Source organism: Flavobacteriales bacterium TMED191 (genome assembly GCA_002171975.2).
GTDB lineage: Bacteria > Bacteroidota > Bacteroidia > Flavobacteriales > TMED113.
The window spans coordinates 11,176-27,876 of the sequence record NHIO02000058.1; the positions used below are offsets into that span (position 1 = coordinate 11,176).

General features: G+C 27.9%; 15 protein-coding genes. 8 read left to right on the forward strand and 7 right to left on the reverse strand.

From position 1 onward, the window contains the following. The 3 genes from CBD51_006930 to CBD51_006940 form a co-directional block, all read right to left on the reverse strand. Complete coding sequence (locus tag CBD51_006930; protein ID RPG57662.1) at nt 1–3,015, reverse strand: hypothetical protein; 3,015 nt, start codon at nt 3,013–3,015, stop codon at nt 1–3. Between the two features lie 11 nt (nt 3,016–3,026). Next, complete coding sequence (locus CBD51_006935; GenBank protein ID RPG57663.1) at nt 3,027–4,817, reverse strand: hypothetical protein; 1,791 nt, start codon at nt 4,815–4,817, stop codon at nt 3,027–3,029. Between the two features lie 89 nt (nt 4,818–4,906). Then, nucleotides 4,907–6,322 (reverse strand): T9SS C-terminal target domain-containing protein, encoded by a 1,416-nt coding sequence (locus tag CBD51_006940; protein ID RPG57664.1) that lies wholly within the window; start codon nt 6,320–6,322, stop codon nt 4,907–4,909. 121 nt (nt 6,323–6,443) lie between these two features. On the opposite strand from CBD51_006940, the gene CBD51_006945 reads away from it, so the two are divergent. Continuing rightward, on the forward strand, nt 6,444–7,742 hold the full coding sequence (locus CBD51_006945) for a hypothetical protein (GenBank protein RPG57665.1): 1,299 nt from the start codon (nt 6,444–6,446) through the stop codon (nt 7,740–7,742). Here CBD51_006945 and CBD51_006950 read toward each other — a convergent pair. Further along, entirely contained in the window at nt 7,739–8,509 is a 771-nt protein-coding gene (locus CBD51_006950) for a hypothetical protein (GenBank protein ID RPG57666.1), read from the reverse strand. The two genes, CBD51_006945 and CBD51_006950, sit on opposite strands and share 4 nt — an antisense overlap. Before the next feature lie 105 nt (nt 8,510–8,614). Between CBD51_006950 and mnmA the strand changes: the two genes are divergently transcribed. Further along, entirely contained in the window at nt 8,615–9,766 is a 1,152-nt protein-coding gene (gene mnmA, locus CBD51_006955) for a tRNA 2-thiouridine(34) synthase MnmA (protein ID RPG57667.1), read from the forward strand. A 6-nt stretch (nt 9,767–9,772) separates the two neighbouring features. Here mnmA and htpG read toward each other — a convergent pair whose 3' ends face one another. Beyond that, a complete protein-coding gene (htpG, locus tag CBD51_006960; protein ID RPG57668.1) occupies nt 9,773–11,641 on the reverse strand; it encodes a molecular chaperone HtpG in 1,869 nt (622 codons plus the stop codon). A gap of 160 nt (nt 11,642–11,801) precedes the next feature. On the opposite strand from htpG, the gene CBD51_006965 reads away from it, so the two are divergent. The 4 genes from CBD51_006965 to CBD51_006980 are packed head-to-tail and all read left to right on the forward strand — an operon-like array spanning nt 11,802 to nt 14,256. Beyond that, a complete protein-coding gene (locus tag CBD51_006965; protein RPG57669.1) occupies nt 11,802–12,443 on the forward strand; it encodes a hypothetical protein in 642 nt (213 codons plus the stop codon). Continuing rightward, a complete protein-coding gene (locus CBD51_006970) occupies nt 12,427–13,242 on the forward strand; it encodes a DUF3822 family protein (protein ID RPG57670.1) in 816 nt (271 codons plus the stop codon). The genes CBD51_006965 and CBD51_006970 overlap by 17 nt, the downstream gene beginning before the upstream one ends. Then, nucleotides 13,233–13,775 carry a 16S rRNA (guanine(966)-N(2))-methyltransferase RsmD gene (rsmD, locus tag CBD51_006975; protein ID RPG57671.1) on the forward strand — a complete coding sequence of 181 codons (543 nt, stop codon included), beginning with the start codon at nt 13,233–13,235 and terminating at the stop codon, nt 13,773–13,775. The genes CBD51_006970 and rsmD overlap by 10 nt, the downstream gene beginning before the upstream one ends. A 7-nt stretch (nt 13,776–13,782) precedes the next feature. Then, entirely contained in the window at nt 13,783–14,256 is a 474-nt protein-coding gene (locus CBD51_006980) for a pantetheine-phosphate adenylyltransferase (GenBank protein RPG57672.1), read from the forward strand. On the opposite strand, the gene CBD51_006985 is transcribed toward CBD51_006980, so the two are convergent. Next, nucleotides 14,253–14,927 (reverse strand): NUDIX domain-containing protein, encoded by a 675-nt coding sequence (locus tag CBD51_006985; protein ID RPG57673.1) that lies wholly within the window; start codon nt 14,925–14,927, stop codon nt 14,253–14,255. The genes CBD51_006980 and CBD51_006985 overlap by 4 nt on opposite strands. On the opposite strand from CBD51_006985, the gene CBD51_006990 reads away from it, so the two are divergent. Further along, a complete protein-coding gene (locus CBD51_006990) occupies nt 14,926–15,543 on the forward strand; it encodes an orotate phosphoribosyltransferase (protein RPG57674.1) in 618 nt (205 codons plus the stop codon). The genes CBD51_006985 and CBD51_006990 overlap by 2 nt on opposite strands. Here CBD51_006990 and CBD51_006995 read toward each other — a convergent pair. Then, nucleotides 15,540–16,274 carry a biotin--[acetyl-CoA-carboxylase] ligase gene (locus CBD51_006995; GenBank protein RPG57675.1) on the reverse strand — a complete coding sequence of 245 codons (735 nt, stop codon included), beginning with the start codon at nt 16,272–16,274 and terminating at the stop codon, nt 15,540–15,542. The two genes, CBD51_006990 and CBD51_006995, sit on opposite strands and share 4 nt — an antisense overlap. Before the next feature lie 72 nt (nt 16,275–16,346). Here CBD51_006995 and rsfS point away from each other — a divergent pair, with 72 nt between their 5' ends. Next, entirely contained in the window at nt 16,347–16,700 is a 354-nt protein-coding gene (gene rsfS / locus CBD51_007000; protein ID RPG57676.1) for a ribosome silencing factor, read from the forward strand. Nucleotide 16,701: the final 1 nt, after the last annotated feature.

Consider the following 16,701-nt stretch of genomic DNA (forward strand, 5'->3'; position numbering starts at 1 on the left):
TTAGTAATTGAATTTATATATTTTTTCCACACTACCATCGTCATATACTCTGATAATATATTTTTTTTCGTCACTCGTATTTATAGAACGTCCCAAAAGATCTGTGATTAAAATGAGTTTTTTTTCAGAATAAGAGTTTTCTAATAAATTAGTAGAAGAAGGTAAGACATTGATGTCTAATGTCACTTCACATGTTTCATTTATTCCATAAAATTGTGTTATAATAATTGAACCTTGTCCAATTTCTAACCATTGTACTCCAATACTTGTTTCAGTAGCAGAATTCCAAACTATATCACCCCCAATAACTTCCCAAGCAATCATATTATCAATACTATTAGATAATGTGTAAACTTCATATCCAACAGATTCTGCATTAGATTCACCAATAATATTAACATTTTGACAAGAACACTCATCACCATATCCGTCATTATCAATATCTATTTGATTTGGGTTGTAATCTTCAAAACAATTATCAATTTGATCACAAATTCCATCATTATCAATATCCGAAATACACACGCCATCACAATCATAGAATTCTAATGGCCCACTTCCTCCACACTCACCACATTCATCTAAAAGACTAATCCCACCACAAACACCGAAACAATCAATAGCCAAAATACAGTTGCCTTCACAATCAAAATTTGTAATTGGATATTCACAACTATCGTCATTAATTATAGCTTCTAAATCATAATTACAAGCAAATATATCTATACAACCTAAACAAACAGTATTATCACCATTACAAATTCCGCAATCATCTAATTCAGCATTACCCCCACAATTGCCATTACAATCAGTTTCAACAATACAATTTCCATTGCAATCATAATTTAATTCTGAAAATTCACAGCTGTCATCTTCTATATTTGCTAGAGAATTATAATTACATGCGTCGCTATTTAGACAACCAAATATGTCACAAATATTATCATTATTAATATCGCTTAAACAATTATTGTTGCAATCCAAACCTTCAGAAGGGTATTCACAATTATCATTATCAATATTTGCATTTTCGTCATAATTACAAGCATTAACATCTGTACAACCTTCAATAATTAAAGTTAAACATGAACCATCATCTTCAGTAGCATTAATATTAAACTCCAAATATAGATTATCCGTACATCCAAAAATTTCATCTTCATCACAAACTCCATCATTATCTAAATCAGCATTACAAATAACTAAACAAAATTCATTTAAAGACTCTGAACCAAAATCTAGGTCAGTCATTTGAACTAAATAATTATTATCAAAAAAGATGTAGAAATTTGGCTCGAAGTCCCCTGCATTTGTATCAGAACTAATACCATCACCCCAAGAATCATAAATATTAAAATCATAACAACCTTCTGCTAAACAGTAGGTTTCTGATATAATTTCACCTCCTTGAGTATAATCACCTCCACCGTAAAGAACCTGATCCTCACCATTTAATAATTCCCAATTAATTTCATTACTATAATAATCTGTTTCAAGAAATAAATCAATTTCACCGGAACAAATGCAAGAGCCATCATCTTGAGTTGCATTTGGATTAAAATTATCAGCATTTAAACTTGTACAACCAAAAATATATTCACAAGAACTATCATCTATATTAGCTTGTGGATTGAAATTTTCGGCAATTTCATCGGTGCAACCATAAACTGAACTCTCACAACTAGTTTCTAAAGGATCACAACCACTAGTAAAACAATTAGCATTTAAAATACCAGGAATAAGAGCTTGACTCTCAACAATAGGATGGAATTCTAAAGAAATTCCTATATTGAAATCACAATAACTCATAATTGTCCCTACAGATTGTTGCCAAACTTCATTGGGAGGGTTTAATGGAGAATTACAGTTACCTTCAACGTCTGCACAACCATCAATTGCACCACCAGGAAAATTCAGTGACACATCTGCATTCCAATTACAATTATGGGTATGTGATGAACCAAAATTGTGTCCAATTTCATGACCTAAATAAGATAAATTATAACTGTAAGGTGTATTACTAGGATAACTATATGTCAAGTTTGTATTGAGACCAGAAGTAACTCCAAATCCATTAGCACCACTAAATGATCCTTGACATAAGGCACTTACCCAAGCAATACCCCCATTTGCATTTTTTCTGCTAAATAAATGTACTAGGTCTGTTTGAGCATAAAACTCATTAAAGGGGGGAACTGTCCAATAATTAGGCATTTCATCAAGCATATCACCACAATCATTAAGAGGCTCATAATTATCAACTATCTCCCAAACATTAATATATCTTGCTTGCAGAAAAACCATTGATACACCATTTTCATCTTGTAATTCTGACATATATACTTCACTAACACCTGCCAACAACGCTAAAGACCATTCAACTGCATCATAACAATTTTGACCAAATTCATTATATGTATAAAAATCAATCTCAATCCCCATTTCAACACATTCCATTCCACCTCCCATAGATTGAGGTTGATTATCAAATTGAAAATTTACATCCTCAGTATCTGTTTGACACGTAAAATTTGAATCAACAGTACTTTTATTTACGTCATAAAGTATATATAAATCATTTTCAATATGAATAATCTCATATACGTTATTATTAAATTTAATTACACCAACTAAAACGTTTTTCATAAATGAAAGAGAACCGGATATATCATCACCTATTATTCTATATGACTGAATGTCTGGTTGATAATTATCATAAACTATTCCGGACTGAGTACTCCTAAGTAACTGAAAATCATTAGTAAAAGCATTGTATGATTCTAAATTTAACATAAGTTCCGATTGATCAAAAAATGGAATACTCACTACAAAGTCACACAATTTATTTTCTTTAACTGTTTGAAAAAAATTATTATTAATAATTAATGGGATTTGAAAATTTTCATGTTGTGTAATCAAGGGGACTTCTAGATCTGTCTTTATAAATAAATTTGTTTGACCAAAGGAAAAACTATACAAAAATATTAACCAAAAAAAACAGAAACTCTTTTTCATAATCTACAGTTTTAATTAATATATTTTTTTTCAACAGTACCATCATCATATAAAATAATGACAATTTTATCTTCCTTTTTCTGATTAATCATTCTACCTGAAACATCAAAAATATTTATAATATTTTTATCATGGTTGTCAAGATAACTATCTAAACCAATACTAGATTCACACGGTCCTTCAGTCCAATCAAAAATATTATAACAATTAGCTTCTGATGAATTACTGTATGTAGTTCCATCACAGCCACACACAGGATCCCATACACTTACAAAAGAACAACCTGGTATAAGTGATGGAATACATTCATCACCTTCACATTCGTCAAAACTATAAGAAAAAGAATTTACTCCACCATTTAACGCAGTCATTGGTTTAAACTGCTGTTTACCATTATTCGCGATTGCATGAACATAATATTCTACTTCTGTTAATTCATCAAAGGTAATAACAATATCCCAAATGTCATCACCTTGATTTTGCATAGCAATAGATGTAAATTCAACATCACCAGCAAATCTATAATTAAAAAAAACCTCACTAATACCTGATTTATGCTTTACTAAAGCTTGAAGACCTACATATGGAACTGGACTAGGACAATAATCTTCTAACTTCTTATATGAAATTAATAAAGGATCATTTACACCCACAGAATGAGTAATACAATGAATTGCACCACCTTGAGAAATAATATTATTTCCACTATCATCACAATCAATACCTACGATATTATAACCTGGCAATGCCTCCTCATATATTCTTTGAGCAATGGTATCATACTCCTCTCTATAAAATGGAACCAAAACTGTTTTGTTAACAAATACTGAGTTAGTATAGGTACGATAGTATCCATCTACTGCATTATTTAAATTTGGTTGTTCACCTGGATAGTAACCACTCGTACTCGGTGGACTAGGTATACGAATGACTTTAAATGGTGTACCCCATTTGGTTGTGAAATTATCTAAAATATATTGTAAGTTTTCTTCTATTTGAGGTCCATCAGACATACCTTCAGGATACTCTGCTACTAATAATGTTTCTTCATCTAAAAGTTTCATATGCATATCTATATGGTGGATACCATCAAATTGTAGAGTTTCCATTTTGATATATGTATCTATACCCATAAAGTTGTTCATGATTTGATCAATTGAATTTTCGTTAATATCATTCTCATCTAAAACTAGATTTGAAGAAAATGCAGTGCCAAAACCATCACTCATAAAATTACCACCAGTATGAATCAATAAATTGGGGTCTTGCGATGTTTGATATACATCAATTTCCATATAATTTGCTAAAAACTCAGGAAATGTATCATCTTGGGGTCTCGGTCTATTGTAAACCCAATCAACTAAATAAATTGAATCAACATCGTCCTTATATATAGTATTTTGACCATAATCTCTCATCCATATACTATTAGTACTAACATCTAAGTACTCTACATTGGATGTATTAACACCATAATAATCAAGGTAATTCTCAACTTCGTTTGGATCATCACAAGCAATAAGAACTTTACATTGATCAACCGAATTTCTAACAATCTCAGTCAATATAGGTTCAAAGCCTTCCCAGGCAATTGTTAGTGCTTGAATTTCTTCCCATTCTGCCATTGTCCTAACATTAAAATTTGGTGGTGTAGTGATTACATCAGCAGCAATCACAATGCTGGACAAATAATTATTCATCCTTTTAGTTTCTTCTGTAGTCATTTTTTTTGTTAAAAAATTGTTTTGAGATGATAACATCATACTACAAAAAACAAATATAATAATTAATGATTTATGCATAATAATTTATTTAAGGTTAAGAAATTCTTATTTTAAGAATAATCATTCTAATAAAAATAATAACTTTATATCTATTCAGGACCATAAAACTAAAAAATAATAATTTTCTCAACGTGAATTAAATCAGACTCATCATATATTTTAACATAATAAACACCTTTTTCTAATTCTAACTTTATCTGTGAATTATTAATATTGATTTTTTTTGAAAGCATATTGCGACCTGACATATCAATTATATCTAACGAGCATGAAAGTGTCCAATCTACAAATTCAATATTTAGATAATCAATTGTTGGATTTGGATAAATAGTAACTCTATTAAAGTTCTCATTTAAACTAACTTGCTCAATGAGAATTGGATATGATACTGAATCATAAATACCTAAACAATCATTTAAAATCTCTAAGGTAACCATATAACTACCCGACTCATTAAAAGTATAAGTAGGATTAGCATCATTAGAATCTATAATTCCATCATTGTTAAAGTCCCAAAAATAAGTAACATTTAAATTTGTGGCTAAAATATTATTAAATGAGACAGTCGCACCTTCCTCATTATATTCTGGATTATCCCAAGAAAAATCAATATCTAAAATATCATCAGAACTAGACTTTTTGATAAAAACACCAGAATCTAAAGCAGGGCCTGCTCCATCAACAATAATCATTTTAATATGATATTTTGCATTAGCTAAAAGTTCTAAACCAAATAACATAGGAATTGTATAACCATCATATCCAATTGCATCACAAAATTGACCATTCTCATTATCAAGATACAAACATTCATTCAATCCTGGAAGATTGAAAACCTGTGAATATGGTCTAATCGTCCAAACGGATATTGGCTTATTTTCTATAGGAGAATTACAATCATTAGGACTAACATTAAGAACATCACCCGTTTCCATAATATTTTGTGGAACTGTATTAAAATTAGGATCAATATCATTGTCAATTTCAGATACAAAAAAACAAAATGCATCTGCGTAAAATGGACTCATCCACTCCACATATTCTTCTGAACCAAAAATTAAATCAAATGCCAGGGATGTATCATCAGAGGATGTGATATCAAACTCTAATACACTTGCATCATATAAATCTACAGATGTGTCAATGTCTGCATAATTAAATAAATAATTTTGTATAAAACTATCATTATATTGTAGACTCCACTCTTCTCCATCATCTCCATTATTATTTGGACCTACGGCATGGTCAATACCACCAGTAGTCATTAAAAGTCCCCTATCTAAACCAAAATCACCTTCACATAAAAGTGACGAATTCTCAGTATAAGTAAAACTCCCTATTGCATCAATGTTGCCGGTGTATTCTACGTTTGTAATTTGAACATCACAACCCAGTAATTCAGAAATAATAAAATCTTCTAGAATTTGAGAAGAATTTGTATCAAAATTATTAACATCTAACTGAGCTTGTAAAGGCATAACAAACAAAAAACAGTAAATAAGAAGTAACAACTTGTTAATCATTATAAATAATAAAATTAATTACAGGTATCAATACAAATATTATACCAAAGTATTAATTTTTAACATCTTAAATTAAGATTATTACATTAATCATAAAATAATTATATATTTTTGGACAAGTATGAAAAAATACATTATTCTGTTATTATTCATTTCCCTTTACTCAAAAGGACAAAAAATAGAGTTAATTGAATCATTCATTGGCTACACTAATAAATCTGAAATTATTTCATTTACACCCAATTCTCAATTAATCATGAGTGGAGACTATAGTGGAAATCTAAATTTATGGGATTTAAAAAAACAAAAACTAATTAAAACAATTCAATCGCATGACAATATAATTACTAGTATTTCATTTCATAACAAAAAAAATAATTTTTTAACCTGCTCAGAGGACTCAACTATAAAATTATGGTCACTATACTCAAATCGACAATTAGATTCATTAAAAATAGAAGATATACCTACTAAAGCATTATTTAATGATAAAGGGAATCAATACTTCGTATGCACAAAAAATGGACAAATCATCTTAAAACACATCAATAAAAATAATTATGAAAAAATTGCTAATATAAATAACCATATTTATGATGCTATGTTATCAAGTAATCAACAAAATATCATAACATGTGATCATACATCTATTAAAACTATCTCTATTAAATCCGGTGAAATATTAAGTGAAATCAAAAATCCTTATAGCAGTCAATTTCTTAAAATTGATCAATTCTCTGGTGACACATTAATATCATGGAGTCAAAATGGCATGATCAGTTACTGGGATTTAAAAACTAATAAAGTACTTACTGAAATAAGAGCTCGAAATGCATATAACCAATTATTAATGAATGATTTTTCTGAAATAATTTTATCAGGGTATTACAACGACAGACCTCTTGTAATAAATTTAAAAGAAATCAAACTTGAAAAAAAATACAGTGAAAACATGATTGTAGTCAACACATTTATGTCCAGCCTAGATCAAAAATTTCTTGTAAGTGCTGACATCAATCAACGTCATAGACTTATGAAATTAAAAGAGGTGAAATTTACTCCCTTGATAATTCAAGAAAGAAAAATTCAAGACGAGAAGATTATCGAAGTTTCTTCAAGCTACTTAATGATTAATATTTGGGACGATGAAAGAGTAGATGGAGACACCTTATCAATTAATTTTAATGGCAAATGGATTTTAAAAAACCATCTACTTTCTAAGGATAAAAAGACCCTTCTACTACCATTAAAGAAAAATCAAGAAAATGAAATCATTTTCCATGCAGTAAATTTAGGAGAAGAGCCTCCAAATACTGCAGCTGTTCAACTAGAATATGATAACGGTATTAAAAAAGAATTTAATATGAGATCTGACTTTGACTCTAATGGAATAATTAAAGTCTTTCACAAAGATGATTAAGGCACATTATTGATAATTGTTATCCTTTGAAAGACACAATTTTCGATTCTAATAGAGTCTGTTAAATAATAATCAGAATACCCATCGCCATCACTATCACTTATAAAATCATTTAACAAAGGATTATATAAATCTAAATTAGGAATATTCTCAACTCCTAAATAAGCACTAGGATCCACAACAGGGGTAGCACGGAACAGTGTAGCATTTAATGTACCAGACATAACTCCTGTTTCTAAATCTAAATCAACAATTTCTATTTCTACATCATTACCAAAATATTCGATACCTAAACCATCATTATCTAAACTATCAAGGCTAGTTTCTAATTTATAATAAGCTGTAATACCACTCGTAGACATATTAGGGTGATTAATGTACCTACTACTATTTAAATACATATAGCTACTTATTTCTTCTGCATATGCATTAATAATTAATTGATGTCTTACATATTCTTGTTCTGTACTATACCAAGTATTTTGTGTGCAATTATTTTCTGATTTAAAATAATCTTTGGCCTCAATTCTAATTGTATAATGTTGATTATTAAGAGACCCATCATCGTGCTTATCAATAAACACCAAGTCATGATCATCACAAACACCACCTAAATCATCATCCGACGTAAAATCAACATTATTATAATTAGTTTCAGGAGACATGTCAATCGTAGCAGTTAAACGATTCTCTGTACCGGCAGAAAACTCAGTCTCTTTACAAGAAAGAATAAGTAAAAAAATTAAAAAAAACGATACCTTTTTCATTAGAGGATTATTATAATTGAAAGACAAATTTAATTATTATTATTGTCAATAGAAAACTTGAATAAATTAAAATTATATATAATTTAGTTACAGATCAGTAATCAAATGACAAATAAAAAAAGAATTGTAATTGCACTGTCGGGCGGAGTAGACTCAAGTGTAGCAGCTTTTTTATTAAAAAAAAAGGGCTATGAATTGATTGCATTATATATGCGTAATTGGCACGATAATTCGCTGACTATAAATAATGAATGTCCCTGGATAGAAGATAGTAATGATGCACTTCAAATTGCACACCAATTAGATATCCCATTTCAAATTATAGACCTAAGTACTCAATATAAAGAACGTATTGTAGATTATATGATTAGTCAATATAAAAATGGTAAAACACCAAATCCAGACATTCTCTGCAACAAAGAAATAAAATTTGATGTTTTCCTCAATTATGCAATTAATTTAAAAGCAGATTATATTGCTACAGGCCATTATTGCCAAAAAGAATATGATGGTGAAAATTATAAATTATTAAGAGGAAAAGACCTTCACAAAGACCAAAGCTATTTCTTATGTCAAGTGAATCAAAATCAATTACACAAAATCTTATTTCCAATTGGACATTTGAACAAAAAAGAAGTAAGAGAGATTGCAAAAAAAAATAATTTAATTACAGCCGAAAAAAAAGATTCTCAAGGCCTATGTTTTGTGGGTAAAATTAAACTACCTGTTTTTTTGCAACAGCAAATAAAAAAGAAAAAAGGTGATATTATAGAAGTTTATCAAAACTCTGAAATATATTTAAATGAACCATTAATAGGCTCTGAATATCTATACCAAAGGAGTTGTGGAACCAAAATAGGTGAACATGATGGATGCCATTTTTATACAATCGGTCAACGAAAAGGATTAGAAATTGGTGGAAGAAAAAAGCCACTATTTGTTCTTAGTACTAATGTGAAAGAAAATATCATATTTGTTGGGATGGGTAAAAACCACCCTGGTCTCTTTAGAAAAAATTTAAAAATAAAACTAACTGAAATTCACTGGCTTGCAAATAAAAACAAAATGCAAAACAACTCAAAAAAAAAATACCTAGTTAGAATAAGGCATCGACAAGAATTACAAAAAGCAGAACTAGTTCTTAAAAATGACTATTTATATATCTTTTTTCAAAAAGAACAAAGAGGTATTAGCAAAGGTCAATTTGCTGCATGGTACCACAAAAATGAATTAATTGGATCAGGACCTATTTACTAAAAGATATTATAAATTTTTAAATGAATTATTAATATAATTTGTTAACCCCTCGCCTTTCAACAAGTTATTTGCAAGTAATCCTAAATCAATTATTTGTTTAATCAATGTTGTTTTTGATTTTCCCTTAAGTGAAGTAATTTTATTAATTAATTTATGATTAGAATTTACTATTAAATTATAAGAATCTGGCATATTACCCATTCCCATCATGGGTCCTCCACCAGTCATACTCATTTCCTTCATTCTTCTCATAAATTCTGACTGAGTAATAACTATGGGAGGCGAAGAGGGACTTAAAGCATCAAATGAAACAGAAAAACCTTCAGCAGGAAGTAACTTTTCGATTGACTTTTGTAATTTTTTCTGATCTGAATCGGAGAGTATTGATTCTATTTTTTCATCTTTTTTAATTAGGTTATCAATACTATCACTATCGACACGGACAAATGAAACCTTATCTAATTTAGTTTCAAGCTTTTGAATTAAATGAGCAACAATTGGACTATCTAGAACTAACACATTATAGTTTTTATCAGTTGCTTTTGATACATAAATATGTTGAGCATCTAAATTATTAGTATATAAACAAATGGTTTTTCCATCCTTGTCTTTTTGAGTATCCTTTATTAAATCAATAAATTCATTAATTGTGTGAAATTTATCATCAACTGTTCTGTAGAGAGCAAAGTCTTGTGATCTATCATAAAATTTTTCATCAGACAACATTCCATACTCAACAATAATTTGCATGTCCTTCCACTTCAACTCAAAATCCGGTCTATCTTTTTTAAACATAGTACTTAATCGATCTGAAACCTTTTTACTTATGTGAGATGATATCTTTCTAACATTAGAATCAGTTTGGAGTGCAGATCTAGAAACATTTAAGGGGATATCAGGTGAATCAATTACTCCTTGTAATAAAGCTAAAAAATCTGGAACTACACCTTCTAATGAATCAGTCACAAAAACTTGGTTACAGTATAATTGAATTTTTTGCCTATTTAAATCCATACCGGGATTGATTTTAGGAAAATACAATATGCCAGTTAATTCAAATGGAAAATCTACATTTAGATGTATGTTAAACAATGGATCATCGAAATTATAAGGATATAGCTCTTTATAAAAACTCTTGTAATCAGATGACTTTAATGATTTTGGAGATTTAGTCCACGCTGGATTTGGATTATTAATAATATTATCTTCTACAACATCTACATCATCACCCTTATCATTTTTTTCTTTTGTAGTTTTTGTACCAAATTTGATTTCAACAGGTAAAAATTTACAGTATTTAGTTAATAAATTGGATATTTTTGAATCTTCTAAATAATCCTTAGCATCATCAGATATATGTAATATTATTTCAGTACCACGGTCATTTTTATCAATTTCTTTTAATGTGTATTCTGGGCTACCATCACATTCCCAAAAACAAGCTTTTTCTTTAGAAATATGGGATTTTGTTTTAATCTGAACTTTGTCAGCAACCATAAAAGCCGAATAGAATCCTAAACCAAAATGGCCTATAATTCCTGATTTATCATTTTTATCATCATATTTTTTTAAAAAGTCTTCAGCACCTGAAAATGCAACCTGATTAATATATTGTTTCACTTCATCAGTACTCATACCAATACCACGATCAATAATAGAAATTGTTTTATCATTTTTGTTGACAACCACTTCAATTTGTAATTCTCCTAAGTCCCCTTTAAATTTCCCAAGAGAAGATAATTTTTTCAATTTAGTAGTAGCATCAACCGCATTACTAACTAACTCTCTTAAAAAAATTTCTTGATCTGTGTATAAGAATTTTTTTATAATCGGAAAAATATTTTCCGCTTGAACTTTGATTTTTCCTTTACCCATTTTAAAAAAAATTTAAATTTTAATTGAGCGAATTTAAAACAAAATTTTAAATGTTAAAAATTACAATGCTCACTAATGAAAAGATTTTGATATTTTAATGATTAAAGAGTGTATGAATTATCAAAAAATTGTAGATTTGAAAGAATAAAATTTATATAACATGATTATTATTATTATTATTATTGTTTTACTTATTGCATTACTAGCAATGTCTGCCAATTCATCTGTCAAATTACATAATAATTATAAAAAACCTCTTCAGATACTACTCCCCTTATTAATTATTTGTTTAGGCGGTTTTCTAACTAAAATAATCTTAGATCCGATAAAATTTGAAAAAGAAAAAAATTATAGATATAATTTTATCAAACAAAAATTAATGGATATTAGAAGTGCAGAATTAGCTTTTAAAGAAAAAAATGGCTTTTTCACTAATGATTTTGACAAACTTATTCCATTTGTAAAAATGGATTCATTTATCATTGTTGAAAAAACTGATACATTAATTGAATATTACAATAATACTTATAGAGAATATCAATTTAAAGACACTTTACTAATTGACACATTAGGCAAAGTTAATATACTCGACTCTTTATTTTCTGATAATTATGCAATTGATTCACTTGCTTATGTTCCATTTGGCAATGGCGTAACATTTGAATTATCAGCTGGAACAATCAATAAATCTAAAATAACTGTTCCTGTTTTTGAAGCAAAAGACCCTAAACCCTATGATCCAAATGACCCATTAGTTATAGGATCTATGTTTGAAGCGCATTTAAATGGTAACTGGCAATAGTCAAATAAATAAAGATCATCATATAAAGTTTATACTTTACATTGATAATTTTTCACTTACATGTTCAACTTTCAATCTATCTAAAAAATGTTTTGAAAGTATAGAAAGGCATTCTCTTAAAAACGATTCACAAAAACTAATATCTCTAATTGATCAATTATTACCTGCAAATACAATTAGCCATCAATACTCAAATACATTAGTCGCAATAAACCAAACACAATCTATATTTGTTCCTGAACAATTATATGATGAAAAAAATATCAGCAATTACATTAACCTAAATAAATCTTTTGAGAATTATCTCATCACAAAACAAAAATTTACAAATTGTTATGCAATTTCATCAATAGATCAAAAAATAGAAAAATTTTTGAAAAAAAAATTTAAAACAATAAATATAAAATCATTTCCATCAGTATTAGTAGACTATTCTATTTACAGAGGTAAAAAAAATAAAAATGAAGTATTTATATATCTTGAAAAAGACAGGTTCAATATTGTATACCTACAGGATAAGCAATTTATTTTTCACAATCAATTCTTATTTGAGTGTCAAAATGACTTTTTGTATTTTTTTAGCAATTGTTTACATGTGTTAAATATTGATCAACAAAAAACCAGTGTCAATATTATTAGCAACCTAGTCAAAAAACATTCATATTTTGATCTAATGAATGATTATATACAAAATATTATTTTCCTCAATAAACCTGATAATTTTTTATATAGCCAACAATTACTAGATTTTCAAGAATATCAAAATCATCACATTTTTAGTCAAATAATATGCGAATAATTTCAGGGATATATAAAAATAGAAAAATTAAATTCAACAATCTTCAAACCAGACCAACAACTGATTTTGCAAAAGAGAGTTTATTTAATTTATTAAATAATATGTATGATGAATTTAATAACATATCTGTATTAGATTTATTTGCCGGTACTGGCAATATAAGTTACGAATTCTGTTCAAGGGGAGTAACGAATATAACCGCGGTTGATAATAATAAAAAATGTATTGATTTTATCAGAAAAATAAAATTATCCCTTAAAATTGGTCAGCTAGATATAGTCTTTTCTAATTCAATGCAATACATAGGAAGAAATAAAAAAGAATATGACGTAATATTTGCTGACCCCCCTTATAGTTACAACGATAAACAATACGAAAAGTTAATAGAACTTATTTTTAAAAAAAAACGTGTCAAAGAAAATGGCACGCTAATTATTGAACACTCTAAATTTGTTAAATTTGCAAATCACACGAATATATTTGACACAAAAAAATATGGCAGTGTGAATTTTAGTTTTTTTAAAAATATATAATTTTATTATGAAAACAGCTGTTTTTCCGGGTAGTTTTGACCCAATCACATTAGGACATATTGACATTATAATTAGATCATTAAAATTATTTGATAATGTTATTATAGCTATAGGAATTAATCATGATAAAAAATATAAATTCTCATTAAAAAAAAGAAAAGAATTTATTTCATCCATCTTTCAAAAAGAAAAAAAAATAATAATCCAAGAGTATCAAGGTTTAACAGTTAATTTTTGTTATGAACAAAAAATTAAATTCATCATTAGAGGACTCCGCAATGATTCAGATTTTGATTATGAAAAAGATATTGCATTAACGAATAAAAAGTTACATGATTCCATTGAAACTGTATTTTTCCTAACTAATCAAGAACATATAATGATTTCATCTAGTTTAGTAAAAGACATTATTAATAACAAAGGAAACTTAGCACCATTTTTACACGAAAGCACAATTAAATCAATTGAAAACACAATTTAATTCAAAAAATGATTAAAAACTGATTTTAAAGAACTATAAATATTTAAGCCTTTCAATTGACTCCTACTAAACCAAGCAACATTTTGTATAGACTCTTCAAATTGAGGTATTAGTTTTTCTTGTGAGGAAGCATACATCAAAAACCATCTAGTTTCCTTTAAAATCATATTTTTTTTATAGAGTTTATTAGCACAAGAATAAATATGATAGGTACTAAATGAAACATCTTTAACATCATGAATCCTTACATTAGTCTCTTCTTGCACCTCTCTAATAGCTGCTATTACATCAGATTCAAAATTATCCTTTTTGCCTTTAGGTAAGTCCCAAATATTATTTTTGTAAATCATTAAAATTTCATCCTTTTCATTTAAAACAACACCTCCAGCTGAAATAATAAATGAGAAATTTTTCTTAAAATTATTAAAATTAATGTGCGAATTTTTAGAACTCAAAAATACATTATGTGTGAGACTATAAGAGTTGTAATTTAAATGCTCCATCAACAGTTCAATACTAGATATTCTTTTTATGTCATTTTGATTCTTAAAAAATTTTGAATCTAAAAAACTAGATGACAATAATGAAAAATCCTCAAGACTAGTTTTATTTGGACAATCCCTAATCAGAATAAAGAAATTTTTAATAAAAACTTTATAAATTTGCACCATGATAACGAATCAAATAAAATCCGAACAAATTGCCGACATATTATTACACATTAATGCAATAAAGTTACAACCTTCTGATTTCTTTACCTGGTCATCAGGAAAAAAATCACCCATTTATTGTGATAATAGAATATTATTATCACATGTAAAAGAAAGAACAATAGTAATTAACTTATTTTGTGACATAATAAAAGAAAAATTTGACTCAGTTGACTATATCGCAGGGGTAGCTACTGGAGCAATTCCACACGGTATGATGATTGCTGACAAACTGAACCTTCCTTTTATTTATGTAAGAGGGCAAGCTAAATCACATGGGAGACAAAATCAAATTGAAGGTGATTTAAAGCTCAATAGTAATGTAATCGTGATTGAGGATTTAATAAGCACTGGCCAAAGTAGTTTAAATGCGATTCAAACAATTGAAGAGAACAAATCTCATGTTCAAGGCTTATTGTCAATTTTCACATATGACTTTTTTGATATTCAAAATCTTACAATTCCTTATTATTCATTATGTAACTATCCTACTTTAATAAATGTAGCGAAACAACAAAAATTAATTACAGAAAAGGAAAGCCATGTTCTTAATAATTGGCAAAAAAATTTCAATTAAGACAAGACAAAACTTATATCATTTGACGATACAGTATATTTACATTTAGCACCACTCTCCTCAATTGTTAATATCCCCTGTCTAGTCAAATGTAAAATCTTAAAAAACCCCTTTTTACCCTTTAAGAAAGCACTTACATAAGTGTGACTTGCTTTAAGATGTGACAAAAACAACTTAGTTAAGTCAAATTCCTGATTACAATAACTAATCATTAAATTCTTTATATTAAATATTAAAGACTTAAATATGTCATGCTTATTGCTAGTTTGCAACAATAACTGATGAAGAGATGTAGCATTTTGAATTGAATTAGGAAATAATTTATTATTTACATTTAATCCAACGCCTATAATTGCATATTTCTTGGATTCAACATTAATAACTTCTGTCAATACACCCGCTATTTTTCTACCACTGACTACTATGTCATTGGGATACTTAATGTATGCTTGAATATCTAAATTATGTAATAATTTAATTATTGCAATAGTAGTTATCATGTTATAATCAAAGGCAAACTGTTGGTTTAGAATATTGATTGAAAAACTAAAGGTTAAACCAAATTTTCCTGAAAACCATGTTTTACTCATATTTCCACGGCCTTTTATCTGATGATCAACATAGATAGTCAAAGGGCTAAGTACAGAAGAGCTTTTATATAATTCAATTAAATAATCATTAGAAGAATCTAAACTTTCAAAATAACTAATATGATCAAAACATGTATGCATATTTTTTAAACATAATAAAAGGAAAATATATATTTTAGTAAAATAATATTTTACAACTAAAATAAATTAACAATTAAGATAATACAAAAAAATAAAAACATAACTTTGATAGTTGAGGGAATCAAAGAAATAAAAGGAGAAGATGTCACTATTATCAGTCTAGATGAAATTAATAATGCGCCTTGTTCTTATTTTATTATATGTAGTGCAAACTCAATTACAAAAATTAATGCAATAGCAAACAATATTGAAAAGTTATTACTAAAGAAATTGAATCTAAAAATATGGAGACAAGAAGGAAGAGAATCTAATTGGAGAATTTTAGATTATTTTGATATAATAATTCATATATTTCAAAAAGAAACAAGAAAAAAATACCAATTAGAAGAATTATGGGCAGATGGTCTAATTCAAAAAATAAATTAAA